This window comes from Sphingomonas chungangi (genome assembly GCF_013778325.1).
Taxonomy (GTDB): domain Bacteria; phylum Pseudomonadota; class Alphaproteobacteria; order Sphingomonadales; family Sphingomonadaceae; genus Solisphingomonas; species Solisphingomonas chungangi.
This window is the reverse complement of record NZ_JACEIB010000003.1, coordinates 93,776-110,973: the sequence shown is the minus strand read 5'-3', so window position 1 is coordinate 110,973 and position 17,198 is coordinate 93,776. Positions and strand designations below refer to the sequence as shown.

Below are 17,198 nucleotides of genomic sequence, written 5' to 3'. Positions count from 1 at the left end.
GGCAAAGAATGAAGGGCAACGGTTTCACAGGGCGCAGGACGGCGCTGATGGCAGCATTGCTGCTTTCCTCCTGTACGCATCGCAAGCCGGTGGCGGTGGAGACGCCGCCCGCGGTAGTGCCGGTGCCCAGGCCGGTGCTGGCGACCAACCTCGCCGCCGTGGCACCGCCGCCCGTGGACGCCGCCGGGCGTTACCGCACGATCAACTACGGCATCGATCCGGTCCAGACCGAATGGCACGTCCGCGCTGCGCTCAACGTCGCGGCGATCGGCTGCCGGGGCGCCGCCGACGGCGCGCTGGTCAACGCCTACAATGCGATGCTGAGCGGCCAGAAGGCCGAGCTGGCCAAGGCCAATAATGCCGTCCAGGCCAAGTTCCGCGTGGCCGGGGGCGACTGGCAGTCCGCCCATGACGCCTATATGACCCGGCTCTACAATTTCTTCTCGCAGCCCGCCGCCAAGGCCAATTTCTGCGCGGTGGCCGATCGGCTCGCCCCGCAGGCGGCCGCTCCAGCGGGAGGCTTCCAGAGCTTCGCGGCGCAAGCGCTGCCGCAGCTGGAGGCGCCGTTCCTCGAGACCTACCGGCAGGTGGATGCCTACAAGGTCGCGCTCGCCCGCTGGCAGGCCGGCGAAACGACGCAGCTCGCCGCCGCCGCTTCCGCTGCCGTGGCGGGGCCGGCACCCCAACTCGGCTATGCCGACATGAGCGTGCTGCTCGCCTGGCAACCGGCGGACGGCATGAGAGTGGCCGTGCGCTAGATCACAGCGGCAGCCCGAGCACATCCATTACGACCCCATGTCAGGGTCAATGGCGGGATCTTCAGGCGGACCGGCGCCGGCTCCCCGTACGCCGTTCGAGGGCTACCAAGGGCGCAGCCGAGCGCGCCGCCGTCTCCGGCTCGACCGTATCGAGCAGGCGCAGCGCGACGCGATTGCGGCCGCCATGCTTGGCCTCGTAGAGCGCGGCATCGGCGCGGCCGATCGCGTCGTGCACCGAGAAATCCGACGCGACCACGCCGGAAATGCCGAAGCTGGCGGTGATCGGGCCATCCATCCCCACCGTCTCTGCGGCCTCCGCCTCGATCGCCGTGCGCACGCCTTCCGCGATGCGCAGGGCGTCCGCCGGCGTGCGGCCGGGCAGGAACAGCAGGAACTCCTCGCCGCCGAAGCGCGCGGCGATGCCGTCTTCGGGCAGGCGCGTCCGCAGGATCGCGGCCAGCGCCTCGATCACCGCATCGCCCGTCGCATGGCCGAACCGGTCGTTGACCGTCTTGAAGCGATCGATGTCGCAGGTGACGATGCTCGCCGGCCGGCCGCGCCAGTCCGGCCGCGTCGCCAGCGCCTCCTCGAACCCGCGCCGGTTGAGCAGGCCGGAGAGCGGATCGTCCATCGCCATCTTGTGATAGCGATCGAGCACCGACAATGCGACGGCGGACAGGCCCGCCATGGCGAACACCACGCCCAGCACCGATCCCAGCGCCTGCATGAAATAGGCATATTGCGAGGTGCCGAAATCCTCGACGCTGCTCGGCGCCGTGAAGAAGGACGAGGTGCCGCGGATGACGCTCTCGATCGTCACGAACCAGGCGGCGACGAACAGTACCCAATCGAACGAGCGCAGCCCCTGCCAGCGGATGCCGACCATCGCGAGACCGAGCAGCAGCACGCAACCCGCGTCCGACGCCAGCAATTCCATGTGCAGATCGTCGAGCCCGACGACCGCATAGATACAGAGCGCGATCGAGATCGCGCAGGTCGCCAGCCGCGCCCACAGCAGGCGCCTCGGCGCGCCGAAATGCTGGGTCGCGGCCTGCCCGAAGAAGAAGAAGGAGACGGCGAACAGGATGTCGGTGACCCACGCCACCGTCAGGTCGGACAGGCCCATCGGCATCACCGGCAGGCCGAAGCCGGCGGCGTTGCAGAGGAAGGCGATGCCGAAATAGAGCGCCGACCGCTCGCCCCAGCGCGCCGCGACCAGGAAGGTGATGCCGAAGGTGATGTGCATCAACGGCAGTTCGAATGCGAAAGTGCCGTTCATACGCGCCGCAACCGCTCCATCCGCGCCCATCGCGGGTCCCGGCGGAAAATTACGAGGCGTGGGTAAAGATTTGGCGAATGCTGCCGTACTCGTTCGTCTCCGGGCGCCGCGTGCATCGGCTCGCGCGGCGCCCGGAGGATGGCATCCTCGTAACCGACCTTAGGCAGCGGGCGGCGGCGGAGCGCCCGGGCCATCGGGCCGGTGCCAGCCACCCATGCGGCCGTGCCCGCCATGCATGCGATCGCGGCGCAGATCGTCCAGCGCATCGAAGCGGCGCTGCTGCTCGGGCGACAGGCTCGCATAGAATTGCCGCGTCGCCGCGATCTTCTGCTTGAGCATCGTGTCGCGCGCGTCGGCCCGCGCCGCCATGGCATCGAGGCGCGCCGGCGTCGTCATGTCGGCGGGCGACGGCCGGCCCGGATCCGCGCGGTGCATCCCGCCGGCCTCGTCATGCGGCGGGCGCAGCGACTGGAGGTAGCTGGTCAGCGCCGGCTTCTGGTCCGGCCGCAGCCCGAGCAGAACGGCCATGTCGTCGATCCGCCGCGCCTCGCGCTGCGCATGCCTCTGCTCCATGTCGGCGCGGTTCCAGCGCGGGTGATCGGCCGGCGCGTCCGCCGCGATCGCGATGCCGGAAAGCAGGAATGCGGCCAGGGCCGCTATCGGTGTCTTGTTCATCAGGGCCTCCCCATTGGATGATGGCGGCCTCCGACTGCCCCGCATCCGTGTCGCGCGGATGTCCGTGGTTCGAGCGGAGCTGAAATCTTCGGATGCACTGCGATGGGCTTTGGTGCTCTGAGCGGGTCTTGGAGCGGTCGGGCAGCTATCGCCCCAGTTGTTGCCGTTCGCGGCTGATGTTACCGTACCCGGAAGCGGTCATAGCGACGTCGCAAAAGGGGTCCCTTTCGCGACAAATTGTCCGGGTTCGATCTGGTTGAAAGCCGCTTGTCGGCTACCGGAGAGAGGAATAACGTAAAAGCGACACACCAAGGAGGGCGGAATGAAGCCGGCACTGGTTTACCCGATCGCTGTCGGTGTGCTGACGGGCCTCTCCTTGACGCTCTTGGATGCATTCCATGTTGTTGGAGAGCATTCGGCATGGCGCGCTGCCCTAGTAGGCGGCCTCTGCGGAGGTTTGGTTTACTGGCTAGGGCCGAAGCTGGCTGGCAAATCAATCAAACGGACCGGCAGCCTCTGAGCGTTCACATAAGGCGATCGAGTGAATGCGTAGGAGGCGCTTTCTGCGTTCTCGGCGGTTGCGAAAGGGTTCCCTTTCGCACTTGTGGCCACCCAACCGCGAGATCAAAGGCTTGGCTGATGCAAAAGGCCGTAGCGGAATGGCGGCTTCCCGAGGGGACTTTCCCGAAAGCGGCCCGACTGCTCGCCACCAATAATTGCCATTCCCAGACACCGCGAGCCTAGAAAGAAAAGAGCGCCGGACCCTCGCGGATCCGGCGCCCCCATAACTCTAACGGGATCGCGTGCTTACTGATTGTTCTGGCGGTTCAGGAAGCCCGGCAGGTCCAGCGTGCTGTCGCGGCGCTGGGTGGTGGGCTGCTCCTCCTCCACCTGCGCCTTCTGCGCGCCGCGCGCGATCGAGCTCATCCGCTCGAACAGCGTGCCGCCGCTCTCGCGCGGAGCAGCCGCCGCGCGGCTGGTGCGCGGCGCGGGGGCCGGCTCCTCGGCGGCGGCGCCGGTGTTCAGGAAGCGGCGGCCCTGCTCGGGCGCCGGATCGATCGACGCGGCTTCCGGCAGCGGGTTGGGCGCGACCGGCGGGGTGAAGATCGTGTCGGCGCCGAGGACCAGCTCGTCACTGTCGTCCTCCGAAGCGGGCGCGTCCGCGCTCTCTTCGGCGGCAGGCGCCGGGCGGGCCGCCTCGGGCGTCACCGGGGCGGTGGCGACGGGGGCCGGGGCCGGAGCGGCCGGCGCCTCGACGCGCGGCTTGCTCGCCGCCGGGAAGCTGAACACCTTGGCCGGCTCCGCCTGCGAACCGACCTCGTTCTCGATGCCGGTGGCGACCACCGACACGCGGATCTTGCCTTCCAGATCGTTGTTGAAGGCCGAGCCCCAGATGATGTTCGCGTCCGGATCGACCAGCTCGCGAATGTGGTTGGCGGCCTCGTCGACCTCCATCAGGCGCATGTCCTCGCCGCCGGTGATCGAAACGATCACGCCCTTGGCGCCCTTCATGCTGACGCCGTCGAGCAGCGGGTTGGCGATCGCCTTCTCCGCCGCCTCGATCGCGCGGTTGTCGCCGGACGCCTCGCCGGTGCCCATCATCGCCTTGCCCATCTCGCCCATCACCGAGCGAACGTCGGCGAAGTCGAGGTTGATGAGGCCGGGCATGACCATCAGGTCGGTGATGCCGCGCACGCCCTGCTGCAGCACCTCGTCCGCCATCTTGAACGCTTCCTTGAAGGTCGTGTTCGGGTTGGCGATCAGGAACAGGTTCTGGTTGGGGATGACGATCAGCGTGTCGACGTGCTTCTGCAGCTCCTCGATGCCGCTGTCGGCCGAGCGCATGCGGCGCGCGCCCTCGAAGCTGAACGGCTTGGTGACGACGCCGACGGTCAGGATGCCGCGATCGCGCGCCGCCTTGGCGATGACCGGCGCCGCGCCGGTGCCGGTGCCGCCGCCCATGCCGGCGGCGATGAAGCACATGTGCGCGCCGTCGAGCGCCTTCTCGACCATCTCGAGCGTCTCTTCGGCGGCGGCGCGGCCGATCTCCGGACGCGAACCGGCACCGAGGCCCTGCGTGATGCGCAGGCCGAGCTGGATGCGGCGCTCCGCCGGCGAATGGTTCAGCGCCTGCGCGTCGGTGTTGGCGACGAGGAAGTCGACGCCCTGCACTTCGGCCGCGATCATGTTCGCGATGGCGTTGCCGCCGGCGCCGCCGACGCCGATCACGCTGATGCGGGGGCGAAGCTCGTCCACCTCAGGCCGCACGAATTCGATGCTCATCCCTCAACTCCTTGTGGCCCCCGGCAAGACGTACAACTGCCCGTGGGTTGATTCTGCCAAATACGGGACTCGGACGCACGCGTTAAAACCTCTTTTCCACAGGTTTTTGCGCCCAACCGGTCAATATCCGCTCCTGAACGCGGCGATCAGGCGGTGGACGAAGCCCTGGGGGGACGATCGGGGCGTCTCGCCCCGGTTCGGATCGGCGCCGCGCAGGTCGATCGGGTTCGACGCGGCGTAGAGCGCGAGGCCGGTCAGCGTCGCGAAAGCAGGGCCGCCATGCGCCTCCGGCAAGGCCAGCAGCCCGCGCGGACGGCCGATGCGGACGGCGCGGCCGAGCACGCCCTGGATATAGTCGGCGATGCCCTTGAGTTCCGCGCCGCCGCCGGTCAGCACCACCTGCCGCCCGACCGGGCCGGCAAAGCCCAGCTCCTTCAATGCGGCGGCGATGTCGCCCGAGAGGATGTCGAGGCGTTGCCTGATTACGGAGATCAATTGAGCGCGCGTTATGCGCTGCGGCTCGGTGCCCTCCTCCACGCCCGCCATCGGCGCGACGTCGATCATGTCGTGATTGTCGCGCGGGGAGGTGGTGGCGGAGCCGTAGAAGCACTTGATCCGCTCGGCCTGAGAGCGGCGCGTGCCGAAGGCGGACGCGATGTCGTCGGTGATGTCCTGCCCGCCATAGGGGATGGCGGCGAGGCCCACGAGCATCCCGCCCGCGAACAGCGAGACGTTGGTGACGCCCGCGCCCAATTCCACCAGCGCGACGCCGAGTTCACGCTCTTCGTCGGAGAGGCAGGCGAGGCCCGTCGCGATCGGCGCGGCGACGATCGCCTTGACCGCGAGGTGGGCCGATCGGATCGACAGATCGAGATTGCGCACCGGCGACGAATCCGCCGCGACGACGTGGATGTCGACGCCGAGCTTGTCGGCATGGAGGCCGAGCGGCTTCTTCACCCCCTGCACGCCGTCCAGCGTATAGAGCGTCGGCTGTGCGTGGAGGACCATGCGCCCTTCCGGGTCGATCGAGTTGCGCCCGGCATCGAGAAGGTCGTCGATGTCGCTCTGTTCGATGCGGTGGCCGCCCAGCTCCACCTCGACGGAGGCGACGCGACTGACGAGGCCACCCGCCGAGAAGCCGGCCCACACCTCCTCGATGTTGACGCCGGCGATACGCTCGGCCTGCTCCACCGCCTCGCGGATCGCGACCTCGGTGCGCTCCATGTCGGCGATGTAGCCGCGCCGCACGCCCCGGCTCTCGCGCTGGCCGGTGCCGAGCACGTTCAATTCGCCGCTCTCGGTCTTCTCCGCGATCAGCGCGCAGACCTTGGACGAGCCGATGTCCAGCGCGGTGATCAGCTTGTCGGAGCGCCCCTGCGCCATCGCGTCAGACGGCGTCCTGCCCGGCCGGGGTCGGCGGGGTGGCGGTGGTGTCGGCGGGGTCCTTGATCTCGTGGCCCGGCTCGGACGAGACGCGCACGACGAACTTGCCGGGGATCCGCATGTCGAAATGGACGAAGCCCTTGCCGAGCAGGGCGGCCGCCTGATCCATGCGATCGAACTTGGCGTAGGCGGCCTTGGCGGCGTCATCGCCCTCGGGCAGCGCCAGCGTCTCGCCGGTGTTGAAGCGAACGTCCCAGCGGCGATCGCCGACCCAGGTGGCGCCGACGAACATCGCCTTCAGGCGCGGCGCGGCGTTGAGCAGGTCGGTCAGCTCGGTCGCCTGCGTGTTGGCATCGGGGCCGACGACGATCGGCAGGTCCGGCATCGCCTGCGGATCGACCGGCTGGAGGATCACGCCGGTCTTGTCGATCAGGTTGAGCTTGCCCTGATACTGCCAGATCGCGGCGGGCTCGCGCTCGACGATATCGACCAGCAGCGTGTCGGGCAGGCGGCGCGAGACGCGGGCATCCTGCACCCAGCCGAACTGCATCAGCTTGCCCCGGATCTCGCCGAGATCGACCAGCGGCATCGCAGTCGACTTCTGGTCGAGCGCCACCGAATAGACCGGCAGGCGATCCATATGATGGATGCCCTGGATCTCGACGCGCTTCACCGAAAAGCCCATCACGCCGACCAGCTCACCGATCTGCGTGCCGACCATCTGCGGCACGCGCAGCACGAACAGGCCGACGACCAGCAGCAGCGCCATCGTAACCATGAACGCCTTCTGGCCGAGCCGCTTGAGCGTATCGGGCTGGATCGGCAGCGTGGCGAGCGCCCGCCCCGTCGCCTTGCGCGCGCGCGCATTCGCCGCCTGCGCGCCGCGTCGCGCGACGGTCGGCCCGCGCTGGTAGCGCGGCTGGGTGCCACGACGGATGCGCGCGCGCTCGGTCATTCGTCTTCGTCCCCCCGGCGCAAGGCCGCTTCCTTGAGCGCTTCCTCGACGAGACGCTGCACCAGCGCCTCGTAGCTCATGCCGACATATCTCGCCTGCTCGGGCACGAGGCTCAAGGGGGTCATGCCCGGCTGGGTATTGACCTCCAGCAGATACAGCCCCTCGACACCCTTCTCGTCATCCCAGCGGAAATCCGATCGCGAGCAGCCCTTGCAGCCGAGCAGCCGGTGCGCCTCCTCCGCCATCGCCAAGCACGCGGCGGCGACATCCTCGGGGATTTCGGCCGGGCAGACGTGGGTGGTGATGCCGTCGGTATATTTGTGCTCGTAATCGTAGAAGCCGCTGTCGATCTTCAGCTCGGTGACGGCGAGCGCCTTGCCGTCCGCCCCGCCGATCACGGCGGTGGTGAGCTCGCGGCCGCGGATGAAGGGTTCGGCGAGCAGCTTGTCGAAATGCTTCCACGGCCCCTCGGCGTCGCGCGAGATCGGGTTGCCGTAATTGCTTTCGTCGGAAACGATCGCGACGCCGACCGAGCTGCCCTCGTTGACCGGCTTCAGCACATAGGGGCGCGGCAGCGGATCGCCGGCATACAGCGTCTCGCTCTCCACCACCTTGCCCTGCGGCATGCGGATGCCGTGGGGGACGAGCTGCTGCTTGGTCAGTTCCTTGTCGATCGCGATCACCGAGGTGGTGAGGCCGGAGTGCGTGTACGGCAGGCCCATGATGTCGAGCAGGCCCTGGATCGATCCGTCCTCGCCCGGCGTGCCGTGCAGCGCGTTGAACACCACGTCGGGCGCGGCGAGGCTGAGCTTGGTGGCGACATCGCGCTCCATGTCGATCGCGACGACCCGGTGGCCGAGCTTGTCGAGCGCGGCGGCGACGCCCCGGCCCGAGGTCAGCGACACCTCGCGCTCGGCCGACCAGCCGCCCATCAGGACGGCGACGTGGAGGGGCTTCACCGCAGTCACTTCGCAATTCCCACGCGCTGGATTTCCCATTCGAGTTCGATGCCGCTCTGCGCCTTCACGCGGCGGCGGACTTCCTCGCCCAGCGCCTCGATGTCCGCCGAGGTGGCAGAGCCGAGGTTGAGCAGGAAGTTGGTATGCTTCTCGGAGACCTGCGCGTCGCCGATCTTCAGGCCCCGACACCCGGCCGCGTCGACCAACGCCCAGGCCTTGTGGCCGTCCGGGTTCTTGAAGGTCGAGCCGCCGGTCTTGGAGCGGAGCGGCTGCGAGGCCTCGCGCTCGGCGGCGATGCGGTCCATCTCGGCGCCGATTGCGGCGGGCTCGCCGGCATGGCCCCGGAAGGTCGCCGAGACGACGATCGCGCCTTCGGGCAGTTCGGAGTGGCGGTAGGTGTAGCCGAGATCGGCATTGGCCAGCATCCGCCGCTCGCCGGAGCGCAGCACGACCTCGCACTCGACGAGGATGTCCTTCACCTCGCGGCCATAGGCGCCGCCGTTCATCCGCACGAAGCCGCCGACCGCGCCCGGGATCGAGCGCAGGAACTCGATGCCCGCGATCCCCGCGTCGCGCGCCGCCGAGGAAACGAGGATGCCGCTCGCCCCGCCGCCGCAGCGGATCGTGGTCTCGTCCAGCCGCTCGACCCTGGCGAAGGCCTTGCCGAGCCGCACCACCACGCCCGGCACGCCGCCGTCGCGCACGATCAGGTTGGAGCCGAGGCCGAGCCCCATCACCGGCGTCGCCGGATCGAGGCGGCTGAGAAAATCGCACAGATCGTCGATGTCGGCCGGCTCGAACAGCCACTCGGCCGCCCCGCCCGCCTTGAACCACACGAGCGGCGCCAGCGGCGCCCGTTCGGTCAGGCGCCCGCGCACGACAGGAAGGGCGAGCGCCGCCGCGCTCACGCCTTGGGGCTCCACAGCGCGATCCAGCTTTCCCACGCCTTCACGCCGGACATGGCGGCATCGTGCGCCGCCTTTTGGAAGGCGATGCCGTCCTGCCCGGCCTTCATCGCGGTCTGCATCAGGTCGAGCTGGCGCTGCTGGAAGCGCAGCACCTCTTCCTGAAAGGCGATGAAACCCATGAAGGGGTGGCGTTCACTCATGCCACCGTCCCCACAAATACACCGTTCGCACTGAGCGAAGTCGAAGTGCGGGCTGCAAGCGCGGCGCCTGCGGCCCGTCCTTCGACTTCGCTCAGGACGAACGGAGTGTGGACGGTGAGCGTGGTCACTCGGCCGGCTCCGCCACTTTCGCGCGCTCCGCCTCGATGGCGGTCGCAAGCCCGGCGGCCCATTTGGTGATGTCGCCGGCGCCGAGGCAGATCACCATGTCCTTGGGCTTGAGCACGCCCGCCAGTTCCTTCGCCAGCGCATCGGCCCCGGCGATCTCGTTGGCCGAGCGATGGCCGCGCATGCGCAGGCCCGCGACCAGCGCCGCCGCATCGACACCCTCGATCGGCTGCTCGCCCGCCGCATAGACGGGCGCGACATAGACCATGTCGGCATCGTTGAACGCGCCCTGGAACTCCTCCATCAGATCGTGGAGCCGCGTGAAGCGGTGCGGCTGGGCGACCGCGATCACGCGACCCTCCGCGCCCTCGCGCGCCGCCGACAGCACCGCGCGGATCTCGACCGGATGGTGGCCATAATCGTCGATGATCGTCGCGCCGCCCGTCTCGCCCACCTTGGTGAAGCGCCGCTTGACGCCGCCGAACTTGGCGAAGCCGGTGCGGATCACCTCGTCCTTGACGCCCAATTCCAGCGCCACGCCGATCGCGGCGAGCGCGTTGGAGACGTTGTGGCGGCCGGGCATCGGCAGCTCGATCCCCTCGATCGACCGGCTGGTGCCGTCGCGGTGGCGGATGATCGTCTCGAAGCGGTTGCCGCCGGGGATCGGGGTGACGTTGACGCCGCGCACGTCGGCCTGCGCGCTGAACCCGTAGGTGACGACGCGGCGATCGCGCACGCGCGGGATGATCTTCTGCACTTCCGGGTGATCGAGGCAGAGCAGGGCCGCGCCGTAGAAGGGCACGTTCTCGACGAACTCGACGAAGGCGTCCTTCACCGCATCGAACGAGCCGTAATGGTCGAGATGCTCGGGATCGATGTTGGTGACGATCGCATAGGTGCCGTCGAGGCGCAGGAAGCTGCCGTCGCTCTCGTCGGCCTCCACCACCATCCAGTCGGACGCGCCCAGCCGTGCGTTGGAGCCGTAGCTGTTGATGATGCCGCCGTTGATCACGGTCGGGTCCACCCCGCCCGCGTCGAGCAGGGCCGCGACCATCGAGGTGGTGGTGGTCTTGCCGTGGGTGCCGGCCACCGCGACGGTGGATTTCAGCCGCATCAGCTCGGCCAGCATCTCGGCGCGGCGGACGACGGGGATGCGCTCTTCCAGCGCGCGCTCGACCTCGGGATTGCCGCGCTTGATCGCGGTGGAGGTGACGACCACCGCCGCATCGCCGAGATTGGCCGCGTCGTGGCCGATCATCACCTTGATGCCGCGCTTGCGCAGGCCTTCGACGACATAGCCCTCGGCCACGTCGGATCCCTGCACGGTATAGCCGAGATTGTGCATCACCTCGGCGATGCCCGACATGCCGATGCCGCCGATGCCGATGAAATGGATGGTGCCGATGTCGGTGGCGACGCCCTTCACGCGAGTGCTTCCTTGAACGTTGGTGCCGGCCCGACGGGGGCCGGGGTGGGGCCGGCGAGGCTCTCGACCAGATCGGCGAGCGCCTGCGTGGCTTGGGGGTATCCCGCATCGCGGGCGCGGGCGGCAGCGGTGGCGAGAGCGCCGGGCTCCAGCGCCATCTTCTGCATCTGCTTGGCGAGCTGCTGCGGAGTGAACTTCGATTGCGGGATCGAGGTGGCGCCGCCGGTCGCCGCCATTTCGCGGGCATTGGCGGTCTGGTGGTCGTCCATCGCCGACGGCAGCGGCACGAGGATGGCGGGGCGGCCGGCGGCGGTCAGCTCGGCGATGGTCGACGCGCCGGAGCGGCCGACGAACAGGTGGCTCCAGCCCAGCCGCTCGGGCAAGTCGCCGAGATAGGTGGCGAGGTCGGCGGGGATGTCGAGCTCGGCATAGCGGGCGCGGACCTTGTCGATGTCCTCGGGGCGGCACTGCTGCGTGACCTGTAGCCGCTGGCGCAGCGCGATGGGGAGCAGGCCGAGCGCGTCCGGCACGACGGTGGAGAGGACGGAGGCGCCCTGCGATCCGCCGGTGACGAGCAGGCGGAACACGCCCTCCCCGGTGAGCGGCGGATAAGGCTGGTCGCGCAGCGCGAGGATTTCGGCGCGGACGGGGTTGCCGACGATCACCGGCTCGATGCCCTTGGGCACGCGATCGACCTGATGGTAGGCGGTCGCCAGCACCTTCACGAAGCGCGCGAGCAGGCGGTTGACGCGGCCGAGCACGGCATTCTGCTCGTGGAGCGCGGTCGGCACCTTCTCGCCGAGCGACGCCAGCAGGGTCGGCAACGCCGGATAACCGCCGAACCCGATCGCGGCGGACGGCTCGTACTGGCGGATCAGCGCCTTCGCGGCCTTGCGGCCCTGCAGGATCATGGCGCCGGCGCTGATCCAGGTCCGGATGCCGCCGCCGATCCGGCCGGCAGGCAGCACATGAACCTCGACACCCTTGAACAGCCCGGGGATGCGCGCACCGCGATCGTCCGTCACCAGCACGACCTTGTGGCCACGCTGCATCAGTTCCTCGGCGAGCGCGTGGGCCGGGATCATGTGGCCGCCGGTGCCGCCGGCGGCGAGAAGGAAGGTGCGCTTCACCGGGCCTTGTTCCAGGTCACGACATAGGGGGACCGGGTGAGATACGGGTTCCGGCGCGTGAATGCCAGCAGCAAGCCGAAGCCCATCGACAGCGCGATCATCGACGATCCGCCGTAGGAGATGAACGGCAGGGTCATGCCCTTGGACGGCGCCAGCTGCACGTTCACCGCCATGTTGATGATCGCCTGCGCGCCGAATTGCGTGGCGAGGCCGGCGGCGGCGAGCAGGATGAACTGGTCCTCCTCGTCGAGCAATTTCACGAACACGCGCACCATGATCGCGGCATAGAGCGCGGCGATGGCGATGCAGGCGATCAGGCCGAATTCCTCGCCGATCACCGAGAAGATATAGTCGGTATGCGGCTCGGGCAGCTTGAACTTCATCGTCCCGGCCCCCGGCCCGACGCCGAACAGGCCGCCGTGCAGTAGCGTGCGCCGCGCGCTGTCCACCTGATAGGTGTCGCCGGTCTGGAACAGGAAGTTGTCGATGCGCAGATGCGCCACCGGATAGAAGAGATAGGCCAGCACGACCACCGCGATGCCGGATCCGGCGAGGATGGCGAGGCCCTTCATCGGCGCGCCCGACAGGGTGAGGATCGCCGTCCACATCAGCAGGAACATCACGGTCTGGCCGAAATCGGGCTGCTTCATCAGGAAGCCGGCGATCACCGCCGTCACCACGAAGCTGATCGGCACCACCGGCAGCGAGCGGTCATGCTGCTTCAAGGAGAACAGCCACGCCATCGCCACGACATAGAGCGGCTTGAGGAATTCGGACGGCTGGAGCTGCGCCCCGCCCGTCCCGATCCAGCGCCGCGCGCCGTTGACCTGGTGGCCGAGGAACGGGGTCAGCGCCAGCGCGAGGATGAACACCGCCGCGCCGATCAGGCACAGCCGCCGCGCCATCGACTTGGGCAGCATCGAGGTGACGAACATCACCGGGATGCCGACGCCCAGCCACATCACCTGCTTGTAGAAATAATACAACGGCGGGAACTGCACCGCGCCGTCCGAATAGCGCACGCCCGCCGCAGGCGACGCGGCGGCGACGGCGATCAGGCCGATGCCGATCAGCACCGTCACCAAAGCGAGCAGGACGAGATCGATCTCCCAGAACCAGCGGCCGAGCGCCGAGCGGTCGGCGCGGCCGAGCCTCGGCGGCTTGCCCCGGCGGAACCGGCCCCGGCGCGGAACGGCGTCCATCTTCATGCCTCGCTCCCCAGCATAGACACCGCCGCGCGGAAAGCGTCGCCGCGCGCCTCGTAATCCCGGAACTGGTCGTAGGAGGCGCAGGCGGGCGAGAGCAGCACCACCTCGCCCGGCCGCGCGATCTGGGCGGCCTGCTTCACCGCAGCGTTCAGCGTGCCGACATTGCGCGCATGGATGCCGGATTCGAGCAGGATGCGCTCGAACAGCTCCGCCGCCTCGCCGATCGTCCAGGCGGAGATCACATGGCCGTAAAAGGGCTTGCAGGCATCGAGATCGTCGGTCTTGCGCCGGCCGCCGAGGATCCAGTGGATGCGCGGATAGGCGCCGAGCGCGGGCGCGGTGGAGGTGGCGTTGGTCGCCTTGCTGTCGTTGACGTAGAGCACGCCGTCGATCTCGGCCACGCGCTGCATGCGGTGGGGGAGGCCCGCGAACGACATCATCGCCCGTATGATAAGCTCTTCGTCATCGACGAGTTGCTTCGCCGCGACGAACGCCATTGCCGCATTGCTCGCATTGTGCGGCCCCTGAAGAGACGGCAGAAACTTCTGCAGTGAACCTCTTTCACCATCAGTCGGCCAACGGCCGCTCGTGATGATATCGCTCCTATAACGAAGATCAGAGCCTCGGTAGGTTAGCTCTCCAAGATCGACCCGATCGAGCAAAGCCCATACCTCGGGGTCTTCGTCGTTGAAGACGCCGACATGCCCCTCCGATTGCATCTCGAAGAGCCGCCATTTCGATCGGATGTAGGCTTGGAAATCCTCATAGCGATCGAGATGATCCGGGGTGATGTTGGTCAGCACCGCGACGTCGGCGTCGAGGGTGAAGGTCAGGTCGATCTGGAAGCTCGACAGCTCCAGCACGTAGACGCCACCGGCCGGCAGCGGCTCCTGCCCGAGGATCGGCAGGCCGATATTGCCGCCGAGCGTCGTCGGCACGCCCGCCGTCTCGAGGGTATGGTGGATCAGCGCGGTGGTGGTCGACTTGCCGTTGGTGCCGGTGATCGCGACGACCTTGTGCTCCGGTAGCGAGGCACGGGCCTGCGCGAACAGCTCGATATCGCCGATGACCGGCACGCCCGCCGCCTTGGCGCGGGCCGCGATCGGATGCGTGTTGAGCGGCACGCCCGGCGACACGACGATGCCGTCGAAGCCGGCGAGATCGATCTCCATCGGATCGCCCAGCGTCACGCCGGCCGGCGCGATGGCGCACTTGGCCTCGTCCGAATCCCACGCCGTCACCTCCGCCCCGCTCGCGACGAGCGACAATGCGGTCGCCAGCCCCGACCGCGCGAGGCCCAGCACCGCATAGCGTTTGCCGGCAAAGGCGGGGGAGACGATCACCGCAGCTTCAGCGTGGCGAGGCCCGCCAGCGCGAGGATGAAGGCGACGATCCAGAAGCGGATCACCACGGTCGGCTCGGACCAGCCGATCTGCTCGAAATGGTGGTGGATCGGCGCCATCTTGAACACGCGCTTGCCGGTGCGCTTGTAGAAGAACACCTGGATGATGACGCTCATCGCCTCCACCACGAACAGCCCGCCGACGATGCCCAGCACGATCTCGTGATGGCAGGCGACCGCGATGGTGCCGATCGCGCCGCCCAGCGCGAGGCTGCCGGTGTCGCCCATGAAGACGGCGGCGGGCGGCGCGTTGAACCACAGGAAGGCGAGTCCCGCGCCGATGATCGCCGCGCAGATGATCGGCAGGTCTGCAGCCCCCGGCACGTGCGGGATGCCGAGATAGGCCGCGAACTTGGCGTTGCCGACGAGGTAGGAGATCACGAAGAAGGCCAGGCAGGCGATGATCACCGGCATGGTGGCGAGGCCGTCCAGCCCGTCGGTCAGGTTCACCGCATTGCCGAACGCGACGATCGTGAAGGCGGCGAACAGGATGTAGCCGTAGGAGAGATCGATCACCGGCCCGTTGTAGAAGGGCACGTAGAGGTGGGTGTTGCCGCCCATCGTCACCAGGATCCAGCTGGCGATGCCGGCGATCATGAACTCGAACAGCAACCGTACCTTGCCGGAAACACCCTTGTGGCTGCGCTTCTTCACCTTGTCGTAATCGTCGAGGAAGCCGATCGCGCCGAAGCCCAATGTCACGAACAGCACCGCCCAGGTGTAGCGGTTGGTGAGGTCCATCCACAGCAGCATCGACACGACCAGCGCGGTCAGGATCATCAGCCCGCCCATGGTCGGCGTCCCGCGCTTGGCGAGGTGGGTCTGCGGGCCGTCGAGCCGGATCGGCTGGCCCTTGCCCTGGCGCACGCGCAGATAGTTGATGAAGCGCGGGCCGATGAACAGGCCGAGGAACAGCGCAGTCAGCGCGGCGGCGCCGGCGCGGAAGGTGATGTAGCGGATCAGGTTCAGCGCATGGGGGAAACCCAGATGGCTGGCCAGCAGATACAGCATTACGCAAATTCTCCCGCCAGCGCCGAGACGACGCGGGCAAGCCCGATGGCGTTGGAACCCTTGACGAGCACCGCGTCACCGGGGCGGAGCATCTGCTCCAGCCGTTCGCGCGCGGTCGCGGCGTCGGGCACATGCTCGACATGGGCGCGGCCCGCAAGCGATTCGGCGAGTGGCGTCATGCCTTCGCCGACGAGGATGACCGGATCGGCGCCCGCCGCGATCAGCGGATCGGCGAGCGCGGCGTGATAGGCGGCCGATCCCTCGCCCAGCTCGCGCATCTCGCCGAGCAGAGCGATGCGGCGGCTGGCCTTCTCCTGCCCCAGCTCGCGGATCGTCGCTGCCATCGAGGCGGGGTTGGCGTTGTAGCTCTCATCGATGATCAGCGCCTCGCCATTGTGGAGGCGGACGGCACGCCGCGCGCCGCGCCCCGGCAGGCCCGCCATCTCGGCGAGCGCGAGGCCCGCCGCCGCGAGATCGCCGCCCGCCGCCTCGACCGCCGCCAGCACGGCGAGCGCGTTGGACACCCAATGCTCGCCGGGCAGGCCGATGGTGAAGGTCAGCTGGCCGGTCGGCAGCGTGGCGTTGACCAAAGTGCCGGCGATACCGCGCACCGCCTCGTTGGCGCGCACGTCCGCGCCTTTGCCGCGCCCGAAGCTGAGGACCGTCGTCGCATAGGGCTCGGCGGCGGCGCGCAGGCGCTCGTAATGCGGGCTGTCGAAGGGCACGATCGCGGTGCCGCCCGGCTCGAGACCGCGGAAGATCTCGCCCTTGGCGTCGGCGATCGCCTCCTCGCCCGAAAAGAAGGCGGAATGGGCCGGGGCGATGGCGGTGACGAGGGCGACGTGGGGCCGCACCAGCCTGGTCAGCGCGTCCAGCTCGCCCGCATGATTCATGCCCATCTCGAACACGCCGAACTTCGTGTCGGCGGGCATGCGCGACAGGCTCAGCGGCACGCCGACATGGTTGTTGTAGCTCTTCACCGAGCGGTGCGCCCTGCCCGGAACCGCGCGATCGAGCGCGGCCCAGAGCGCCTCCTTGGTGCCCGTCTTGCCGACCGATCCGGTGACACCGATGATCCTCGCGTCGGTACGGGCGCGCGACGCAGCGCCGAGCGCGTTCAGCGCGGCGGTGGTGTCGGCGACGCGGACGTGCGGCCCCTCGACGGGATCGGAGACGAGCACGCCGGCCGCGCCCTGCTTGTAGGCTTGGCCGACGAACTTGTGGCCGTCGGTGCTCTCGCCCTTGAGCGCGACGAACAGGTCGCCCGGCCCGACCTCGCGCGAATCATAGGCGACGCCCGAGACCGGGAAGTCGGCGGAGGCTTCGCCGCCGGTGGCGGAGGCGATGGCGGCCGATGTCCACAGCGCCTTCATGCGACACCGCCCGTGGCCCGTCCTTCGACAGGCCCAGGACGAACGGAGTGCGTGGGGCATACGCAATCTCCCCGGTTCGTCCTGAGCGAAGTCGAAGGACGGGCTGCAGGCGAGGCGGCCAA

16 protein-coding genes are annotated in these 17,198 nt (G+C 68.6%); 2 read left to right on the top strand and 14 right to left on the bottom strand.

The features are described 5' to 3' along the window. Positions 1-8: 8 nt before the first annotated feature. A complete protein-coding gene (locus tag HZF05_RS04860) occupies positions 9-758 on the top strand; it encodes a hypothetical protein (RefSeq protein WP_160363260.1) in 750 nt (249 codons plus the stop codon). Between the two features lie 61 nt (positions 759-819). Here HZF05_RS04860 and HZF05_RS04855 read toward each other — a convergent pair whose 3' ends face one another. Then, positions 820-2,037, bottom strand: a complete 1,218-nt coding sequence (locus tag HZF05_RS04855) for a GGDEF domain-containing protein (RefSeq protein WP_160363259.1) — start codon at positions 2,035-2,037, stop codon at positions 820-822. A 159-nt stretch (positions 2,038-2,196) separates the two neighbouring features. Then, positions 2,197-2,712: a Spy/CpxP family protein refolding chaperone gene (locus tag HZF05_RS04850; RefSeq protein ID WP_160363258.1), complete on the bottom strand. Its 516-nt coding sequence runs from the start codon at positions 2,710-2,712 to the stop codon at positions 2,197-2,199. Between the two features lie 322 nt (positions 2,713-3,034). Here HZF05_RS04850 and HZF05_RS04845 point away from each other — a divergent pair, with 322 nt between their 5' ends. Next, positions 3,035-3,232 (top strand): hypothetical protein, encoded by a 198-nt coding sequence (locus tag HZF05_RS04845; protein ID WP_160363257.1) that lies wholly within the window; start codon positions 3,035-3,037, stop codon positions 3,230-3,232. A 287-nt stretch (positions 3,233-3,519) separates the two neighbouring features. On the opposite strand, the gene ftsZ is transcribed toward HZF05_RS04845, so the two are convergent. The 12 genes from ftsZ to HZF05_RS04785 form a co-directional block, all read right to left on the bottom strand. Next, a complete protein-coding gene (ftsZ, locus tag HZF05_RS04840; RefSeq protein WP_160363256.1) occupies positions 3,520-4,995 on the bottom strand; it encodes a cell division protein FtsZ in 1,476 nt (491 codons plus the stop codon). A 120-nt stretch (positions 4,996-5,115) separates the two neighbouring features. Then, positions 5,116-6,378: a cell division protein FtsA gene (gene ftsA / locus HZF05_RS04835; protein WP_160363255.1), complete on the bottom strand. Its 1,263-nt coding sequence runs from the start codon at positions 6,376-6,378 to the stop codon at positions 5,116-5,118. Between the two features lie 4 nt (positions 6,379-6,382). Further along, the gene (locus HZF05_RS04830; protein ID WP_160363254.1) at positions 6,383-7,333 is read right to left on the bottom strand and encodes a cell division protein FtsQ/DivIB; all 951 of its coding nucleotides are present in this window, start codon (positions 7,331-7,333) and stop codon (positions 6,383-6,385) included. Beyond that, complete coding sequence (locus tag HZF05_RS04825; RefSeq protein WP_160363253.1) at positions 7,330-8,331, bottom strand: D-alanine--D-alanine ligase; 1,002 nt, start codon at positions 8,329-8,331, stop codon at positions 7,330-7,332. Before HZF05_RS04825 ends, HZF05_RS04830 begins: the two co-directional genes overlap by 4 nt. Next, positions 8,298-9,200 (bottom strand): UDP-N-acetylmuramate dehydrogenase, encoded by a 903-nt coding sequence (murB, locus tag HZF05_RS04820; RefSeq protein ID WP_160363252.1) that lies wholly within the window; start codon positions 9,198-9,200, stop codon positions 8,298-8,300. Before murB ends, HZF05_RS04825 begins: the two co-directional genes overlap by 34 nt. Next, positions 9,197-9,400, bottom strand: a complete 204-nt coding sequence (locus HZF05_RS04815; protein WP_160363251.1) for a hypothetical protein — start codon at positions 9,398-9,400, stop codon at positions 9,197-9,199. The genes murB and HZF05_RS04815 overlap by 4 nt, the downstream gene beginning before the upstream one ends. Positions 9,401-9,524: 124 nt before the next feature. Continuing rightward, positions 9,525-10,952: a UDP-N-acetylmuramate--L-alanine ligase gene (murC, locus tag HZF05_RS04810; RefSeq protein WP_160363250.1), complete on the bottom strand. Its 1,428-nt coding sequence runs from the start codon at positions 10,950-10,952 to the stop codon at positions 9,525-9,527. After that, positions 10,949-12,082 (bottom strand): undecaprenyldiphospho-muramoylpentapeptide beta-N-acetylglucosaminyltransferase, encoded by a 1,134-nt coding sequence (gene murG, locus HZF05_RS04805; RefSeq protein WP_343046833.1) that lies wholly within the window; start codon positions 12,080-12,082, stop codon positions 10,949-10,951. Before murG ends, murC begins: the two co-directional genes overlap by 4 nt. Continuing rightward, complete coding sequence (locus tag HZF05_RS04800) at positions 12,079-13,290, bottom strand: FtsW/RodA/SpoVE family cell cycle protein (RefSeq protein WP_160363249.1); 1,212 nt, start codon at positions 13,288-13,290, stop codon at positions 12,079-12,081. The genes murG and HZF05_RS04800 overlap by 4 nt, the downstream gene beginning before the upstream one ends. Then, complete coding sequence (gene murD / locus HZF05_RS04795; protein WP_160363248.1) at positions 13,287-14,633, bottom strand: UDP-N-acetylmuramoyl-L-alanine--D-glutamate ligase; 1,347 nt, start codon at positions 14,631-14,633, stop codon at positions 13,287-13,289. The genes HZF05_RS04800 and murD overlap by 4 nt, the downstream gene beginning before the upstream one ends. Further along, positions 14,630-15,703: a phospho-N-acetylmuramoyl-pentapeptide-transferase gene (gene mraY, locus HZF05_RS04790; protein ID WP_160363247.1), complete on the bottom strand. Its 1,074-nt coding sequence runs from the start codon at positions 15,701-15,703 to the stop codon at positions 14,630-14,632. The genes murD and mraY overlap by 4 nt, the downstream gene beginning before the upstream one ends. Beyond that, complete coding sequence (locus tag HZF05_RS04785) at positions 15,703-17,076, bottom strand: UDP-N-acetylmuramoyl-tripeptide--D-alanyl-D-alanine ligase (protein WP_160363246.1); 1,374 nt, start codon at positions 17,074-17,076, stop codon at positions 15,703-15,705. The genes mraY and HZF05_RS04785 overlap by 1 nt, the downstream gene beginning before the upstream one ends. Positions 17,077-17,198 lie beyond the last annotated feature (122 nt).